General features: G+C 42.8%; 13 protein-coding genes. 11 read left to right on the top strand and 2 right to left on the bottom strand.

The features are described 5' to 3' along the window. Positions 1-652 precede the first annotated feature (652 nt). Positions 653-904 (top strand): hypothetical protein, encoded by a 252-nt coding sequence (locus WAM07_RS18090; RefSeq protein ID WP_224895281.1) that lies wholly within the window; start codon positions 653-655, stop codon positions 902-904. A gap of 63 nt (positions 905-967) precedes the next feature. Here WAM07_RS18090 and lipA read toward each other — a convergent pair whose 3' ends face one another. After that, entirely contained in the window at positions 968-1,912 is a 945-nt protein-coding gene (gene lipA / locus WAM07_RS18095; protein WP_422168786.1) for a lipoyl synthase, read from the bottom strand. A 17-nt stretch (positions 1,913-1,929) separates the two neighbouring features. Further along, on the bottom strand, positions 1,930-2,745 hold the full coding sequence (locus tag WAM07_RS18100) for a lipoate--protein ligase family protein (RefSeq protein WP_422168787.1): 816 nt from the start codon (positions 2,743-2,745) through the stop codon (positions 1,930-1,932). A gap of 470 nt (positions 2,746-3,215) precedes the next feature. Here WAM07_RS18100 and WAM07_RS18105 point away from each other — a divergent pair, with 470 nt between their 5' ends. The 10 genes from WAM07_RS18105 to helD all read left to right on the top strand — a co-directional run. Continuing rightward, positions 3,216-3,395, top strand: coding sequence for a hypothetical protein (locus tag WAM07_RS18105; RefSeq protein ID WP_041601214.1), 180 nt, complete (start codon positions 3,216-3,218; stop codon positions 3,393-3,395). 239 nt (positions 3,396-3,634) lie between these two features. Then, the gene (locus WAM07_RS18110) at positions 3,635-5,530 is read left to right on the top strand and encodes a PrkA family serine protein kinase (protein WP_422168788.1); all 1,896 of its coding nucleotides are present in this window, start codon (positions 3,635-3,637) and stop codon (positions 5,528-5,530) included. A gap of 91 nt (positions 5,531-5,621) precedes the next feature. After that, on the top strand, positions 5,622-7,151 hold the full coding sequence (ppx, locus tag WAM07_RS18115; protein ID WP_422168789.1) for an exopolyphosphatase: 1,530 nt from the start codon (positions 5,622-5,624) through the stop codon (positions 7,149-7,151). Positions 7,152-7,276: 125 nt separating this feature from the next. Next, positions 7,277-9,379 carry an RNA degradosome polyphosphate kinase gene (locus WAM07_RS18120; protein WP_422168790.1) on the top strand — a complete coding sequence of 701 codons (2,103 nt, stop codon included), beginning with the start codon at positions 7,277-7,279 and terminating at the stop codon, positions 9,377-9,379. 200 nt (positions 9,380-9,579) lie between these two features. Next, positions 9,580-12,456 (top strand): 2-oxoglutarate dehydrogenase E1 component, encoded by a 2,877-nt coding sequence (locus WAM07_RS18125; RefSeq protein ID WP_422168791.1) that lies wholly within the window; start codon positions 9,580-9,582, stop codon positions 12,454-12,456. Further along, positions 12,443-13,789 carry a 2-oxoglutarate dehydrogenase complex dihydrolipoyllysine-residue succinyltransferase gene (odhB, locus tag WAM07_RS18130; protein WP_422168792.1) on the top strand — a complete coding sequence of 449 codons (1,347 nt, stop codon included), beginning with the start codon at positions 12,443-12,445 and terminating at the stop codon, positions 13,787-13,789. Before WAM07_RS18125 ends, odhB begins: the two co-directional genes overlap by 14 nt. Before the next feature lie 111 nt (positions 13,790-13,900). Beyond that, positions 13,901-14,191 (top strand): hypothetical protein, encoded by a 291-nt coding sequence (locus WAM07_RS18135; protein ID WP_422168793.1) that lies wholly within the window; start codon positions 13,901-13,903, stop codon positions 14,189-14,191. Positions 14,192-14,218: 27 nt separating this feature from the next. Further along, a complete protein-coding gene (gene yidC / locus WAM07_RS18140) occupies positions 14,219-14,950 on the top strand; it encodes a membrane protein insertase YidC (protein WP_422168794.1) in 732 nt (243 codons plus the stop codon). Between the two features lie 168 nt (positions 14,951-15,118). Continuing rightward, entirely contained in the window at positions 15,119-16,282 is a 1,164-nt protein-coding gene (yhbH, locus tag WAM07_RS18145; protein WP_422168795.1) for a sporulation protein YhbH, read from the top strand. A 761-nt stretch (positions 16,283-17,043) separates the two neighbouring features. Next, positions 17,044-18,315, top strand: a 1,272-nt coding sequence (gene helD / locus WAM07_RS18150) for an RNA polymerase recycling motor HelD (RefSeq protein ID WP_422168796.1), incomplete at its 3' end; no start/stop codon positions are given.

Here is an 18,315-nt window from a genome sequence, read left to right on the forward strand (position 1 = left end):
GCGTTTATTCCCTGGAGAGACTCGGGTACTTAGTGTTGATCACATAGGTTATTCTTTCTCATATGAAGGCATTTACGTAAAGGAATTCGAGCTCTCCATGATCGCAAAGGGGCGGAAGGGAACGGCGTAGACTCCTGCGGAATGAACATGACAGGTGAGGCCCCGGAAGGCGCCAGCCTGAGGAGACTCAGCGCATGTCCGCGGAAAGCGAGCCGTTCCCTGGAGCCCCTTTCTTCACACATTATCTCGAAACTGAGTCTTACAGTAACCTGCCCTATTGTGTAAAAACTTTCTGCTTAAATAGAGGCACCACGTTTAAAATAGGCAAAGAAAAATCGCACCCGCTCAGGGGTGCGATTTTTTAGGTACTTATTTTTTAGGTCTGCCTGCTTTAACGTCATACCCAGCAGTGAAGATGGACGTAAGGTATGTGATACAAACAAGAATAATCAAGGTTATTTTCATGTATAGTCCTCCTTTAATCTGTCGAGACAAGCTATTCTAATCTGTATTATACCTTATTTAATAAAAGATGTGAATTGCAGGAAGTAAATTTCTCCCTGAGATAAGGCTGATGCCTATACATGCTATGGGTTAATTACATAGGTTGAAGAGTAGGTGAATAACTAAGGATAGAAGTGGAGGAATGACCATGAATCAATATCCGTATCAGTATCCATATCCTGTCCAACATGATTTTCGTGATGAGGATGAAAGATTTTTCTTCTTAGGGCCATTTGCGGGCGGTCTGCTCGGTGGATTTCTAGGTGGAGCGATTGCTCCAGGATTATACGGAGGTTTTGGAGGCGGCGGCTATGGCTATGGTCCCGGACCAGGCCCTTATCGTCCTCCCTATTATGGAGGAGGTTACTACGGACGACCGCCTTATGGTGGCTTCTGGTAAAATCAATAAATAAAATATAAATAAAAGGGAGACCTCCTACAATCAGGAGGCCTCCTTTTTTAATTAAAAGTTTGTTTTATCAAGAGTTTCACCTTGAGATTCATAGCCTTGCATATATTTAATGCGGCGCTGGGCGGAAGTGTTATTTACCTGTTCATCAGCGTGGTAAGAAGAACGCACCATTGGACCGGCTTCGCAATGCTTAAATCCTTTTTCAAGAGCAATCTGTTTTAGCTCTTCAAACTCATCTGGATGGTAATAGCGCTCAACGTTCAAATGTTTTTTCGTCGGCTGCAAATACTGGCCGATGGTCATAATGTCGACATTATGAGCGAGAAGGTCGTCCATAGCTTCTACAATTTCTTCTTTGGTTTCTCCCAGACCGACCATTAAGCTTGACTTTGTAGGTGTATCCGGACGGATATCCTTTACACGCTGCAAAAGCTCTAAGGAGCGGTCATACATTGCGCGGGCACGAACTTTTTTCGTCAACCGGCGTACGGTTTCTATATTGTGGTTGAAGATGTCAGGCTCTCCGCCCATCAGAGTATGTAAGCTCTCATAATCGCCTTTCATATCAGATGGAAGAATTTCAACGGTACATCCAGGAACACGGCGACGAATTGCTTTAACCGTTTCACCAAAGACAGCAGCACCGCCGTCATTTAAGTCATCACGAGCTACGGCTGTTACTACCACGTGTTTCAGCCCCATGATTTCTACAGATTCTGCCACACGTTCCGGCTCGCCCCAGTCCAGTTCATTTGGAAGTCCGGTTTTTACGGCACAGAAGCGGCAACCGCGCGTACAAGTATCACCGAGGATCATGAAGGTCGCTGTTTTACGTTCACTCCAGCATTCGTGGATGTTCGGACAGCGGGCTTCTTCACAAACGGTGTTTAATTTTTTATCGCGCATTAGTTTCTTAAGTCCTGTATAGGATTTGTTAGTGTTAATTTTGATTTTAAGCCAATCGGGCTTTCTTACGTGTTCTTGATTCTTTGCCATAAGAATTCCACTCCTTTTTATCTGGAAAAATTCCATTCCTCTGTGCGATAGCGTTCTTCTGCAATTCTTTCTACTTCTTTCCATTGCTCATCGGAAAGTTCAAAGGGTTCTAAATGGACATCAAGCCCTTTTTCGAATCCTTCCTTAAAAGCTTCTTTCGTCTGATCAAATGTTACGCTGCTGTCCAACAATTGATTGATCGCTGCGGCTTTATCACCGAATGCGCGGCGTGCTCGTTCTTTTATGCGTTCATTCTTATAAATAAACATATCAAAAAGTTTCACATCATCTACATCAATTGGAATAGATCCATGTTGAAGGATAACACCCTTTTTCCTAGTCTGAGCACTTCCGGCAGCTTTCCTGCCTTCCACAATCAATTCATACCAGGAAGGCTCTTCAAAACATACGGCTGAACCGGTTGTATCTAATTTACCCTCGGGAACGGCGAATTCAGCTTCGATACCGAGATTATGAAAACCTTCCAGAAGTCCTTTTGAAAGAACAAGATAAGCATCTTTCACGGAAGCTGGCATGTCCGGATGATCTTCGGAAACAATAACACTGTACGTTAATTCCTTGTCATGAAGGACAGCACGGCCTCCAGTCTGACGGCGAACGAGTTCAAAGCCATGACGTTCGACACCTTCCAGGTCAATTTTACCTTTTACCTTTTGGAAGTATCCCACTGAAAGGCCTGCTGGTGCCCATCCGTAAAAGCGAAGTACCGGAGGGATTTCTCCTTGGCGATGCCAATTCATCAATGCTTCATCCAGAGCCATATTCATGGCAGGTGTACAATGACCAGAATCGACAAAGTACCATGTTTCCATTTTGCAGTCCTTCTTTCTATATGTAGTACTTTATTTGAGTAAAATGTTCATGAATCATTTTAACAAGGGTGGTGTATGGTGTCAAAATTTGCTAAACTATTTTTCTATGAAACTTTTTTGAAAGTTAAAAGTAGTCTCTATTAATTATTTCAGATAAGCCCCGATACTGGAAGACTCGGTCTCGAGAAAATGGGTCCGTTACGTTAAAGGGGAGGAGGGTTGGTGGAGAAATAACTCACTTTCCTGCGACCCTACGTCTTGTAGGGACGTAGGAACCGAGTTGTTTCCGTAGCCAACCCCTCTCTTCTATATTAGCAACGGACCAAAGATTTCTTGTAATCGAGTGTTCATCAATCCGGCCCGATAGCTGAATAAACCTATAGGAAAAAACATTTAACATAGTCAAAATATAAAAAATATCCACAGTACAGAACGGATATGCTTTACAATAAGGATAGGAGGGGTTCATCATGAGTCAATCTTTGCTATCTAGTATACTCTTTTTAATAAGTGCAGCTATTTGGGCGGTGCTTGCCATTTTTTATGATGAATTCCGGTGGTTGAATATTGGATTATTTATTTTATTTTTAGTAATAGGACTCTCACATCGCCAAAGATACCTTAAAGAGAGAGATTATGAGGAGGACTGATCGTTCAGATCGGTTCTTTTTTTTGTGGAAATCTAATAAAGATAACCATACAGGTCCTTTCAGAAGTGATTGCAGCAGGAGAAGAAAGTTCTTAAGGAATCCTGTGAGAAAGTACTTTTTTATCAGTGGAAGCAGGAATTGTGAGCGTAGTGCTGCTTGTCTTTAAGACACATGTTTTCTCTTATCTAAGCATAGGATGTATTAAATTTCGTCTATGAAGACGGAGGAGGTCTCGCTAAGTGGATATATTGAAGAAGATACAAGACCACAGGGAACAAGCTGAAGAGTTAAAGTGGGAAGGTTCATTCGCAGAATACTTAGAGCTATTAAAAGAAAAACCGTATTTAGCACAATCCGCTCATTCCCGCGTTTATAATATGGTGAAAGATGCGGGTGTCGTGGAAGAACATGATCATAAGAAGTTCAAATTCTTTGATGATGACATTTACGGATTGGACGAAGCTATGGAGAAGCTCGTTGAAGAATACTTTCACCCGGCAGCCAGACGTCTTGACGTCCGAAAGCGTATTCTTTTATTAATGGGTCCTGTCAGCGGCGGGAAATCCACATTGGTCAACCTGTTAAAACGGGGATTAGAAAAGTATTCCTACACCGATAGAGGAGCCGTTTTTGCGATTAAAGGCTGTCCGATGCATGAAGACCCGCTTCATTTAATTCCGAATCATATGAGAGAAGAATTCATGGAACACTACGGCATACGAATTGAAGGAAGTTTATCACCATTAAATACGATGAGAGTAGAGCAGGAGTACAGCGGACGAATTGAGGATGTTCTGGTAGAAAGAATCTTTTTCTCAGAGGATAAGCGTACAGGCATTGGTACCTTCAGTCCATCCGATCCGAAATCTCAGGATATTGCGGATTTGACTGGGTCTATCGACTTTTCGACCATAGCGAAGTACGGTTCTGAATCCGATCCTCGTGCCTACCGTTTTGATGGCGAACTGAATAAAGCGAACCGCGGGGTTATGGAGTTCCAGGAAATGCTGAAATGTGATGAGAAATTCTTGTGGCACCTGCTCAGCTTAACGCAGGAAGGAAACTTTAAAGCTGGACGTTTTGCTTTAATTTCTGCCGATGAACTAATCATTGCCCATACCAACGAAGCAGAGTATCGTTCCTTTATTGCCAATAAAAAGAATGAAGCCCTGCATTCCCGAATGATCGTTATGCCTGTTCCTTATAATTTAAAAGTCAGTCAGGAAGAACGTATCTATGAAAAGATGATTCGCGAGAGTGATATACGGGATGTGCATATTGCTCCTCATACGCTGCGTGTAGCGGCCATGTTTACAATCTTAACGAGATTGAAAGATTCTAAGAAAGCTTCTGTGGATGTATTGAAGAAAATGAGGTTGTATGACGGTGAAATTCTGGAAGGCTTCAGTGATGTAGATGTAGAAGAACTGAAAAAAGAGTTTTCTGATGAAGGCATGAGCGGAATTGACCCGCGTTATGTAATCAACCGTATTTCTTCAACGATTATTAAGAAAGAACTAACGTCGATTAATGCGCTGGATGTGCTGAGATCTTTGAAAGATGGTCTAAGCAGCCATGCATCGATTTCAAGTGACGACAAGGACCGCTACCTTGATTTCATCTCACTGGCAAGAAAAGAGTACGATGAGATTGCGAAGAAAGAAGTACAGAAAGCGTTTGTCTATTCCTATGAAGAGTCTGCAATCACTCTCATGGATAATTATCTTGATAATGTAGAGGCGTACTGTAACAAAGCGAAGCTCAGAGATCCGCTCACCGGTGAAGAATTAAATCCGGATGAACGCCTGATGCGTTCCATTGAAGAGCAGATCGGAGTGTCTGAGAATGCGAAGAAAGCGTTCCGTGAAGAAATCCTTATCCGCATTTCAGCTTACGCCCGTAAAGGCAAAAAGTTCGATTACCAGTCACATGAGCGTTTGAGAGAAGCTATTCAGAAGAAACTGTTTGCTGATCTGAAAGATGTGGTCAAGATTACGACATCGACCAAAACACCGGATGAGCGCCAGTTGAAGAAGATTAATGAAGTTGTCGCTACGCTTGTCGATGAACATGGGTATAATTCCAGTTCTGCGAACGAGCTATTAAAATATGTGGGCAGTCTATTAAACCGATAGTACAAATTAAACAATCCACCCTCCGCTTTTTCGTTCAGGAGGGTGGATTGTTTATGTTATAATGGCTTCAAAAAGAAATGCAGGTGAGAGGATGTCAAAAAGTTATTACGCCATTATCGATGTAGGTTCCAATACGATGCGTCTGGTTATTTATTTAAGAGAAAAAGGCGGGCGGCTTCGTGAAATTGAAAACGTAAAGGCAGTGGCCCGGCTGCGTAATCATTTGAAAAAGGACAACCGTCTTTCTGAGGAAGGAATCCGAACCCTCTTGACCACACTGACAAGCTTTAAAGAAGTTGCTCAAAGCTATCAATTGGAGGAAATGGTCTGTGTAGCTACGGCAACGATTCGACAGGCAACTAACCAGGAAGAAATCACTGAAAAAGTATCCGAGCAAACTGGATTTGACATGAGGATATTGTCTGAACATGAAGAAGCGTATTATGGATATTTAGCTGTCGTTAACTCCACGCCTCTGACTGAAGGGATCACCGTAGATATCGGTGGAGGAAGTACGGAGGTTACATACTTCAAAGACCGGGAACTGGTGGAATCCCACAGTTTTCCTTTCGGAGCTCTCACGCTGCAGCAGGATTTTTTCAAAAAAGAACTTCCGACCGAGGATGAGATGTCGGATCTCCGTCAATATTTAATGGAACAATTCAATACGCTGCCGTGGCTTCAAAAAAGAAAAGTGCCTTTGGTTGGAATTGGCGGGGGTGCACGTAATCTTGTGCAGATTGATCAGAACCTGAAGGAGTATCCGCTCGCTGGTCTGCATCAATACAAAATGAAAGACAGTGATTTATCGTTTGTCAAAAACTATCTTTTCACACTCCCAATGAAAAAACTGCAAAAGGTGGAGGGGCTGTCCAAAGACCGCGCGGACATTATTCTGCCGGCTACAGAGGTTTTTCATTCTTTATACGATGTCTCTCAGTCCAGTGGCTTTATTTTAAGCCGCAAAGGGTTACGTGACGGTGTTTTTTATGAGCAGTTAACAAGAGATATGGGCACGCATCTGTTTCCGAACGTGTTGGAAGAAAGTATCCAGGAACTGGTCACTGATTATGATTTAAGTGTGAAGCAGATTAATCATGTGCAGCACCTTTCGAATGAGTTATTCCATCAGCTCCATGAAAAAGGTGTCGGCGGGTTGAGGAAGAAAGACTGGCAGGAAGTAAAGCGGGCGAGCTATGTGTTTAATCTGGGTGATTATATTGACAGCGAGGCTAGCTCCCAGCACACCTTTTACCTGTTAGCCAACCGTACGATTGACGGCCTAATGCATATGGAGCGCCTACGCCTTGCTCTACTAGCTTCTTTCAAGAATAAGACGCTCTTCAAACAATTCCTTCATCCCTATAAAAAGTGGTTTCTTAAGGACGAGCGTAAAAAGCTCCGCCTGTTAGGAGCGCTGCTTAAATTCTGTTACTGCCTGGATAGTACGAGACGCCAGACCGTAGAGAATCTTGAAGTAGCGGTTGATGGCGATGACCTGAATATAACTCTTTACTGTGAAGGGGAATGGATGCCGGAGGAGTATCAAGCTGAAAAACAGAAAAAACATTTAGAAAAATCCCTTAAGAAGAGTATTAATCTTACGTTTGTGGAAAAATAGCATCGAAATGGAATATATTTCTTTCTTTTAATCCTCTGTTTACGAAAACTTAACATGGTATTAATATGCCCTATAAGATGACATACTAATGTGGACGTGAGACTACAATGTAAAGGGTGTGGAACATGTCGAAGAGTAACGAAATAATAGAGCTAGATAACCCTCTTTTTTATAACAACAGAGAACTCAGCTGGCTTGCTTTTAACGAACGCGTGTTAGAAGAAGCCATCGATACCGACAACCCTTTGCTGGAGCGGCTGAAGTTTTTAGCTATATGCTCTTCCAACCTGGATGAGTTTTTTATGGTCAGGGTAGCCGGTTTGAAAGACCAGGTGAAAGCCGGGTTTAACAAGCCTGAGAATAAAGCAGGTCTTACACCTAAACAACAGCTGGCTAAAATTGCAGATATTAACCACGACATCGTTGAGAAACAGTACGCGACCTTTCAAGCTATGAAACCGGAATTGGAGAAAGAAGATATATCCATTCTATCCATTGAGGATTTAACGAAAGATGAGATTGATAATCTCGAAACGTATTTCAATGAAGAGATCTTTCCTGTATTAACTCCCATGGCTGTAGATGCCTATCGTCCTTTTCCAATGCTTTTAAATAAGTCGATTAACCTGGCTGTAGTCATTCAGGATGCGCTTGATCCTCACGATAACGAAACCAAAACGGCCATCGTGCAGGTCCCGGCCGTTTTGGATCGATTTGTGCAGGTGGAGCATGATAAAAAGTATCAGTACATTCTGCTTGAAGAAATTATCAGCCATTTTATAAACAAGCTGTTCAAAGGATATCAGGTAAAATCGATTACAGAGTTCCGAATTACGAGGAATGCGGATATGACGATTCACGAGGAAGGAGCTCGGGACCTTCTGAAGGAAATCGAAAAAGAATTAAGAAAAAGAAAATGGGGAGCAGCCGTCAGACTTGAAGTGAGAAGCGGAAAGTATGATGATAAGGTCATCCGTTTTTTGTTAAGCGTACTTGAAATTCACAAAGATGATCTGTATATTACAAATGGTCCGCTTGATCTTACATTCTTATTTAAATTCCATAAAACATTCTCTGAGATTAAGGATCATTTAATGTATGAAACCTTAATGCCTCAGCCACCTCGTGATTTAGAAGGGGAAGAAGACATATTTGAAGCGGCCTCACACCGTGATCTATTTCTTCACCATCCTTACGAATCGTTCGAACCAGTGGTTGATTTTGTCTCAGAAGCCGCAGATGACCCCTACGTACTTGCCATTAAACAAACGCTTTACCGGGTCAGTGGGGATTCCCCGATCATCGATGCTTTGAAACGGGCAGCAGAACAAGGGAAGCAAGTAACTGTGCTGGTAGAATTGAAAGCGCGGTTTGATGAGGAAAATAATGTGCAATGGGCTAAGGAATTGGAAAAAGCAGGCTGCCATGTGATTTATGGCATGACTTATTTGAAGACGCACAGCAAGATCACTCTTGTGGTAAGAAAGAAGAAAGATAAAATAGAGCGTTTCGTTCATCTGGGAACAGGGAACTATAATGATCAGACAGCGTCCTTATACACGGACATGGGGATTATTACGTCGAAACGTAAATTTGGAATTGATGCTACAGATTTCTTCAATTATTTAAGCGGCTTTACAGAAAAGCCGAAGTATCATCATATTTCCATGGCCCCTTTTGATATTCGTAATGACTTTATCCGTTATATTAATAATGAAATCCGTTTCCAGAAACAGCACGGAAACGGACGGATTATTGCTAAGATGAATTCATTAACGGATAAGAATTTAATAATGAAGCTCTATGAGGCCTCACAGGCTGGCGTTCAGATTGATTTAATTGTACGTGGAATCTGCTGTCTGCGTCCCGGAATTAAAGGGATTAGCGAGAACATCCGCGTAATTAGTATTGTCGGACGTTTCTTAGAGCACAGCCGCATTTATTACTTCCACCATAATGGTGATGATCGAGTGTTTTTGTCCTCCGCCGATATGATGACGAGAAACATGGTAAAACGTGTGGAGCTTTTATTCCCCATTCACGAACCTGGAGTGAAAAGCCGTTTACAAAGGATATTATCTGTCATGTTAAGTGACAACGTAAAGGCCAGGGAACAGCAGAACGATGGGACATACCGTTATGTTGAAGCTCCCAAAGGTGCCGAACGAATCAACAGTCAAATGAAACTCTATGACATGGCATACCGCGTTCTCGAAGACGAAGAGTGACAAATTCATATCACTTTACTGGTAAAAAGTGAAAAAGGCGTACCAAAGGGTGCGTCTTTCTTGTTATAATGTAAATGTTGTTAATTAAAAAAATAACCGAATTTTGTTGAATACTTACGCGTTTCAATTCTATAATGGTATTTGGACTTGGAAACGTTTTCGAAGAAATTACATCCAACAACTACTTGGGGGTATTACACGTGTCTAATCAAGGCTCCAATGAAAGATTCTGGGAAAAATTTCACGGCCCCAACATGGGCTATGTGGAAGAACAGTACGAACTATATGAACAAGACCCTTCCGCTGTCGATGCTTCATTAAAAGAATTATTCGATGAGCACGGGGCACCTGAATGGATGAAAGAGGACATGTCTGCACAGAGCACAGGTGTATCTTCATCTTCAGAAGTGGATATTGCAAAGGTTACCTCAGCACTGAAACTTGTTGAGGCTATTCGTCGTCATGGCCATCTGCGAGCAAATATTTACGCAGTAGGAAGTGATGAGCGCCCGAGTACCAATCTGCTGGATATTGAAACCTATGGTCTTACTGAAAAAGACTTAGAGAATATTCCGGCGAAGTGGGTATGGTCGGACTCACCGCTTAGACTTGATAATGCCTTGCAGGTCGTCAAGACTTTAAAAGAAAAATATGCCGGCACGACTTCTTTTGAATTTGGTCATGTCAATAATGAAGAAGAACGGAAATGGCTTTTGGACAAGGTGGATACTGGTTCTTTCCATGTTTCCTTTTCCAATGAAGAAAAGAAACAGCTTCTGCGTCGTTTAGCCCAAGTCGAAGGTTTCGAAAACTTCCTGGCTAAAACATTCGTTGCACAGAAGCGTTTCTCCATCGAAGGTTTGGATGTCATGGTGCCGATGCTTGATCACATGATTCAGTCGGCTTCTAACGATAAGATTAAGAACATTATGATGGGTATGGCGCACAGAGGGCGCTTGAATGTACTTGCTCACACCCTAGGAAAGCCTTACGATCGAATTTTCTCTGAATTCCATCTTTCTCCTGATAAAGAGCTAATCCCATCTGAAGGGTCTACAGGCATTAATTATGGCTGGACCGGAGATGTGAAGTATCACTTCGGTGCCCGCAGAGAAATTGGAAATGGGGAGCAGTCAGCGACAAGAGTCACGTTGAGCCATAACCCTTCTCACCTTGAATACGTCAATCCTGTCGTGGAAGGCTTCACGAGAGCAGCTCAGGACGACCGCTCTACTGCTGGGTATGCAGAAATGGATGAGGACGAAGCGTTTGGTCTTCTCATTCATGGAGATGCTGCTTTTATTGGCGAAGGTGTCGTAGCTGAGACGCTGAACATGAGTGATCTGCCGGGATATCGTACAGGTGGAACGATTCACATAATTGCCAACAACCTTGTAGGTTTCACAACCAACCGTGAAAAGGGACGCTCTACTCGGTATGCGAGTGATCTCGCCAAAGGGTTTGAAATCCCGGTGGTACACGTCAATGCTGATGATCCACTTGCATGCATGTCAGCCATGGCACTTGCTTATGAATACCGTCAGACTTTCCATAAAGACATCTTAATCGACTTAGTCGGTTATCGCCGTTTCGGACATAATGAAATGGATGAACCGCGTGCTACTCAGCCTCGCCTTTATAGTGAAATTGATGAGCATCCTACGGTGGCTGCTATTTATGAAGAGCAGCTTCGTAAGGAATCTGTGGTTGAAGAAGGCACGCTTAAAGATATGAAAGATGAAATTGAAAATGAATTGCGTGATGTGTACAACAACATGAGCGAACATGAGACAACCACACCTGATGTTCAGGACCGCCCAAGCGGGGTTGAACGCACTCTGGATGAAATTGAAACGGCTGTTGATATTGATCGCCTCCGCTCATTAAACGAAGGAATGCTTAAGCGTCCGGAAGGTTTCAATGGATTTAAGAAGCTGGAAAAAATTCTTCAGCGCCGCAGTAAAATGCTTGAAGATGGTCAAAAAGTTGACTGGGCCACCGCAGAAGCACTTGCTTTCGCATCCATACTGGAAGAAGGACAACCGATCCGTATTACGGGTCAGGATACAGAGCGGGGAACTTTTGCTCACCGCCACATGGTCCTCCATGATGTAGAGACAGGAGAAACCTATTGTCCGCTTCACGGCTTGGAGCAGGCAAATGCATCGTTTGATATTCATAACAGCCCGCTTTCAGAAGCCGGTGTGCTTGGTTTTGAATACGGCTATAGTGTCCAGGCTCCAGAAACTTTAGTCCTGTGGGAAGCTCAGTTCGGGGATTTCGCTAACGCGGGACAGGTTATTTTCGACCAGTTTGTTGCGGCAGGCCGGGCTAAATGGGGAGAAAAATCCAATATGGTATTCCTCCTTCCTCATGGATATGAAGGACAAGGACCGGAACACTCCAGTGCCCGACTCGAACGCTTCCTGCAGTTGGCTGCAGAGAACAACTGGACGGTAGGCAACGTGACCTCTTCTGCTCAATATTTTCATTTATTGAGACGACAAGCTGCGATCAGCAATGAAGAAGAAGCACGGCCGCTGGTTTTAATGACACCAAAAAGTCTCCTTCGTAATCAGAGAGTGGCGGTGGAAGGAAGCTCCTTCAGTGAAGGTAAATTCCAGCCGATCATGAGACAGCCTGGTTTGACTAAGGAAGATGATAAAGCGAGAGAAAAAGTGAAAACCTTGCTTCTTGGAAGCGGGAAAATTATGGTGGATATGGAAGATACGGTAGAAAAAGCAGAAGATCATTCGTTTGAAACGATCGATGCTGTCCGTATTGAACAAATCTATCCATTCCCAAGACAAAGGTTAAAAGAAATCCTTGAAACGTATCCGAATTTAGAGGAGCTCGTTTGGATTCAGGAAGAACCTCAAAACATGGGAAGCTGGTACTTTGTAGAAGGAATCCTGCACAAACTGCTTACAGGCAGTCAAATTCACCGCTATGTAGGAAGACCGCATCGTGCGTCTCCTTCCGTGGGTGAACCAAACATTCATAAAACCGAGCAAAACCGTATAATCCACGAAGCGCTACAGATGTCTAAAGGAGGAAAATCAAATGAAGGAAATTAAGGTTCCTGAATTAGCCGAATCCATTACAGAAGGTACGATTGCCGAATGGCTGGTCCAAAAAGGAGATCAGGTTGAGAAAGGCGATCCTATTCTTGAACTCGAGACAGATAAAGTAAACGTTGAAGTAAACGCTGATGCAAGCGGTGTTATTTCGGAACTTCTAAAAGAAGCTGGAGATGACGTAGAAGTAGGAGACGTTATCGCTAAAGTTGATGAAAACGGAGAAGCCGGAGGCAGCTCGGAAGAGGAATCTTCCAATGAAGAAGAACAGAAAGAATCTTCTGAGGAGAACAAGCAAGCCGAGGAAGATAAAGAGCAACAACAGGAAACAGAGGATTCCAAACAAAAAGAAGAATCTAAATCCGATCAGGATCAAGGTTCAAATGGTGACAACAAAAAAGAAGTTATTGCTACTCCAGCGGCTCGTAAACGAGCGCGTGAGCTTGGAATCAACCTGAGTGAGATTTCTGCAAGAGATCCACTTGGCCGCATCCGTCCTGAAGATGTAGAAGAAGCAGCTCAAGGCGGAGGCAAGAAGGAACAGAAACAGGAACCTAAGCAGGAAGAGAAAAAAGAAGCTCCTAAAAAAGAGAAAAAATCAGAACAGAATAGTGAAAAGACAGAGTTTGAAAAGCCGGTGGAACGAGTTAAAATGTCCCGCCGCCGTCAAACAATTGCGAAGCGTCTCGTAGAGGTACAACAAACTTCCGCGATGCTTACCACTTTCAATGAAGTTGATATGACGAATGTGATGAACCTTAGAAGCCAGCGCAAAGAATCCTTCTTGAAGAAACACGATATTAAACTAGGATTCATGTCTTTCTTTACGAAAGCTGTGGTAGGTGCATTGAAAGAGTTCCCTCTAATCAATGCGGAAATCCAGGGCAATGAAATTGTTATGAAGAAATTCTATGATATTGGTATGGCCGTATCTACGGAAGAAGGTCTCGTTGTTCCAGTTGTCCGCGATGCGGATCGTCTGGATTTCGCAGGAATTGAAAAAGGAATTGCTGATGTGGCAACGAAAGCACGCAATAAGGAACTTCAGTTGGAAGATCTGCAGGGTGGTTCCTTTACGATTACAAATGGCGGTATTTTCGGCTCCATGCTTTCCACGCCGATCCTGAATTCTCCGCAAGTCGGTATCCTGGGTCTGCACAATATTGAAAAGCGTCCGAAGGTTATGCCGGATGATACCATTCAAGCTCGCCCTATGATGTATATTGCTCTTTCATACGATCACCGGATCGTTGACGGAAAAGAAGCTGTACAGTTCCTGAAGAGAATTAAAGAAATGATTGAAGATCCTTATGATTTATTACTAGAAGGATAAACTGATCACCCGCTGGGAATAATTCCTGGCGGGTTTTTTTGTGACAAAGTGAAACATTTACGTTAGGATAAACGTATGTTGACGTATTAATTAATAAAAAGGGTTGAAACTATGGCCATTATAATAGAATTATTTGACGGCTCATTCGATTTACTGTTCTTGTCTTTATATATCACATTGCTGGCCGGAATAGCTTTTGAATCTATGTGGACTCATATGGTTTCAGGAAGTTCTTTATGGCTGCAATCGCGTCACGTTTTCCTGCAGAAGGATACAAAAGCATTCTCGCTACAAGAAACATCTGTTTCAATCACTCATGGATTGATTCATTGGATACAACGGACAGTAGCCAGAAAAGATGACGATGGAGACGATGATCACCACCTCTTTGTTCGTGCTTGAAGAAACGAATAAAGAGGAGGACTAATATTGAAAAAATGGATAAGTTTATTCTTGATCAGCACAATTTCACTAACGGGATGTGCACCGAAAGAAAGCGGGGGAGGGTTCTTCAGCCAATACTTTGTTGAGCCCTTCACTGAGGCGATTACCTTCATTGCAGAGTTATTTGGAGAAAATTATGGCATAGCGATTATTTTTATTACCCTCGCGCTTAGAGTGGTTATTATGCCGTTCATGTTAAAAACGTTTAAAAATAGTCAGGACATGCGTGGGAAAATGGATGCGGTGAAACCTGAGCTGAATGATCTTCAAAGCCGGTTAAAGCAGGCATCCAGCCAGGAGGATAAGAAAAAGATTCAGAGCGAAATGATGGAATTGTACCGGACCAATCAAATTAATCCGCTAAACATGGGATGTCTGCCGATCGTCTTACAGATTCCGATCTTTGCTGGAATCTATTATGCGATTCGAAGCTCGGAAGAAATCGCAACCCATTCTTTCTTATGGTTTGATTTGGGGCAGACAGATCTAACCATGGCTGTTATTGCAGGTGTACTTTATTTCATCCAATATAGAGTGTCTCTTATTGGAATGCCGGAAGAACAACGAAAGCAGATGAAGTGGATGGGTCTGTTATCTCCCGTCATGATTCTGTTTATCTCCATTTCCTCGCCTTCAGCTCTGCCTCTCTATTGGGCAGCAGGAGGAGCTTTTCTTGTGATTCAAACACTGATTTCCAAAAAACTTTATACAACCTGAGGGTGACAAAGAAAGTTCTGTACAGTTTCTGTGCAGGGCTTTTTTTCTTGCAGATTACTCTAAAACCAGGCTGAATTATCAAAAAATTCACACATATTTTATTATGTTTCATCCATTTACGTGGACCTGCATACGATAGAGTAATACTCGGTTAGGAGGGAGAAAAACATGGATGAAGAGAAGAGTTTCGTAATCGCCGAAGACGACTGGTCCCTCCATCGGAAAGGCTACGACGATCAGAGGCGACATCAGGAAAAAGTTAAGGACGCGATGAATAAACAATTGCCAGATTTGATTACCGAAGAAAATATTGTAATGTCGAATGGAAGACGTGTCGTCAAGATACCAATACGTTCGCTTGATGAATATAAAATTCGTTACAATCATGAGAAGAACAAGCATGCAGGACAAGGCGATGGGGATAGCGAAATCGGTGATGTGGTAGCTCAGGCCCCGCAATCCAAAGGAAAGCCTGGTCAAGGAGAAGGTGCCGGGGATCAAGCCGGCGAAGATTTCTATGAAGCTGAAATTTCACTGGCAGAGCTCGAGGAGGCATTTTTTAAAGAGCTGACGCTGCCGAACCTGGATGAAAAAGAAAAGGATAACATTATTCAAACAGATATTGAATTTAGTGATATTCGTAAAACAGGTTTAACAGGTAATATTGATAAGAAAAGAACGATGCTTGAAGCCTATAAGCGGAACGCTCTTGGAGGGGAAGCTTCGTTTAACCCCATCTTTCCGGAAGATATACGCTATAAAACCTGGAATGATAAGACGAAACCTGAATCAAAAGCTGTTGTTATTGCGATGATGGATACAAGTGGTTCCATGGGGCAGTGGGAAAAGTACATGGCCAGAAGCTTCTTTTTCTGGATGAACCGTTTCTTAAGCAAAAATTATGAGACGGTGGATGTAGAATTTGTAGCTCATCATACGCAGGCAAAAGTGGTTAGTGAAGAAGATTTCTTTTCTAAAGGGGAAAGCGGAGGAACAATTTGTTCGTCAGCCTACCGGAAAGCGCTGGAGTTAATTGAAACTAAGTACTCACCGGATCGTTATAATATCTATCCGTTCCACTTTTCAGATGGGGATAATTTAACGTCTGATAACAAGCGTTGTTTAGCTTTAATTGAAGAGCTTCTTGAGGTTTCTCAGATGTTCGGATATGGTGAAGTCAACCAGTATAATCGGTCATCTAGTTTGATGCAGGCTTACAAAGCGATTGATCACCCTAAATTCCGTTATTACATTTTGAGAAGAAAAGCAGATGTATTTCATGCGATGAAACAATTTTTTAGCGAAGTCAGTCCAGAAGAAGTCGTGAATTAAAAGAAGAGTCAGGTAAAGGCTAATCCTTACCTGGCTCTTTTGATTGTGCCTCATAACTAATATTGATTGTACTAGGGGTAGAGGCATAGTAGAATTACTTTTATATATAGGTTGACCTGCACTAATAACTGAACAGCTTCTTCTGTCATACAAGAAGCCGACACATGAACACACCCCACTGTGTTAAACATGGTCATCTAACATAAGAGGCTTATTACGCTAAAGGGCCGGATATTTGAAAACTCAGTTTCGAGATATTGTGTGGAGAAAGGGGCTCCAGGGAACGACTCGCTTTCCGCGGGCATGCGTTGAGTCTCCTCAGGCTGGCGCCTTCCGGGGCCTCACCTGTCATGTTCAACCCGCAGGAGTCTTCGCCGTTCCTTCCGCCCCTTTGCGATCATGGAGAGCTCGAAATTCTGAATAAACACCTTCAAATGAACAAGGATAATCTATAATCTACCCTGAGTTTTAGTGTTTGTTTACGTGTAGAAACACCCTGTTATAGAAGCATTTGAGGCAGATGCAGTTTGGCTCCTGCTCCTATAGCAGGGTCCGTTCACTAGATATCGTTGGGGCGGCGAAGGAAAGCGAGTTGTTTTCCGTAGCCGCCCTCATCCTTTTTCGGCAAGGGACCCGAGTTATCTCGAAACTGAGTCTTCAACAAACGGGAGCTATTCTGAAATTATGAACAAGTAAATAGAGCAGGGGTTTGTGGGCTGCTGATAATAGTTTGATGTGTGCACGTGAGAGGAGTGGATAGGATGGATGAGAACCACGATGAATGGCAGCAAGAAGAGAAAAGAATAGAGAATATTAAGCAGATTTTATCAGAGAAAAAGAATGAATTAATGGAAAATAACAAAGAATTGATGGGAGACATACTGGAACTGCGCCAAGGGTTTTGGGATGATGTTACCGTTAATATGGATGAACCCGACGAAGCGATTGAAACATACGCAAGTATTAAACAACAAGCTGAACTATTGTCAGAGAGGGAGAGAAGCTACGGACAGTTTCATAAACTGGTGAAGCTTTACGCGCGACAGGAGGATTCTCCCTATTTCGGAAGAATTGATTTCCAGGAAGAAGACGGAGAGCTAGAATCTATATATATAGGCATTGGTTCATTGATGGATAAGAACAAAGAAGACTTCCTGATTTATGATTGGCGCGCACCTGTATCGAGTATGTATTACGATTATGCCCCGGGCCCTGTTCAATATGAAACCCCTGTGGGAGAAGTGACAGGGGAGATGAAGCTGAAGAGACAATTCATTATCCGGCAGGGATCTCTTCAAGGAATGTTCGATACAGGACTCACGATTGGAGACGAACTGCTCCAGCACGTACTTGGCGGAAATGCCACCTCCCATATGAAAAGTATAGTCGCTACGATTCAAAAAGAACAAAATCAAATTATACGATATGATAAGAATAAAATGCTGATTGTTCAGGGAGCAGCAGGAAGCGGAAAGACCTCAGCGGCTATGCAGCGCATTGCTTATCTGCTCTATCGATATCGGACATCTATAAGTGCAGATCAAATTTTATTATTTTCACCCAACCACATGTTTATTAGTTATGTGGCTTCAGTTCTTCCTGAGCTTGGGGAGGATAACATGCGGCAAGTCACATTCCAGGAGTATGCAGCTGGACGTCTGGATCGAGATTTTGAGCTGGAAAGTCCATTTGAGCAGCTGGAATACTTGTTGTCTGATCGAGACAGCCAGAGGCTTGAGAGAAGAGTGGCAGCGATTCGTTTCAAATCAGCATTGGATTATAAGAATCTGCTGGATGATTACGTAAAAGGATTAACTGAGAAAGGGATGAAGTTTAGGAACATCACCTTTCGAGGACAAACAATCGTAAGGGCTGATGAGATTCACCGTTACTTTTATAAACTGACAGGCCGTATTCCAAACCGGATAGAAAGCGTCAAAGGGTGGCTGCTTGATCAATTGGATGCTTTCCAATTAAAAGAACAGGATAAAGATTGGCCGGTTGAAGAAGCTGCTTTTCTAGCCAAGCATGAG

Origin of the sequence: Halobacillus sp., assembly GCF_049282395.1 — a bacterium.
In the GTDB taxonomy this organism is placed as follows: domain Bacteria; phylum Bacillota; class Bacilli; order Bacillales; family Halobacillaceae; genus Halobacillus.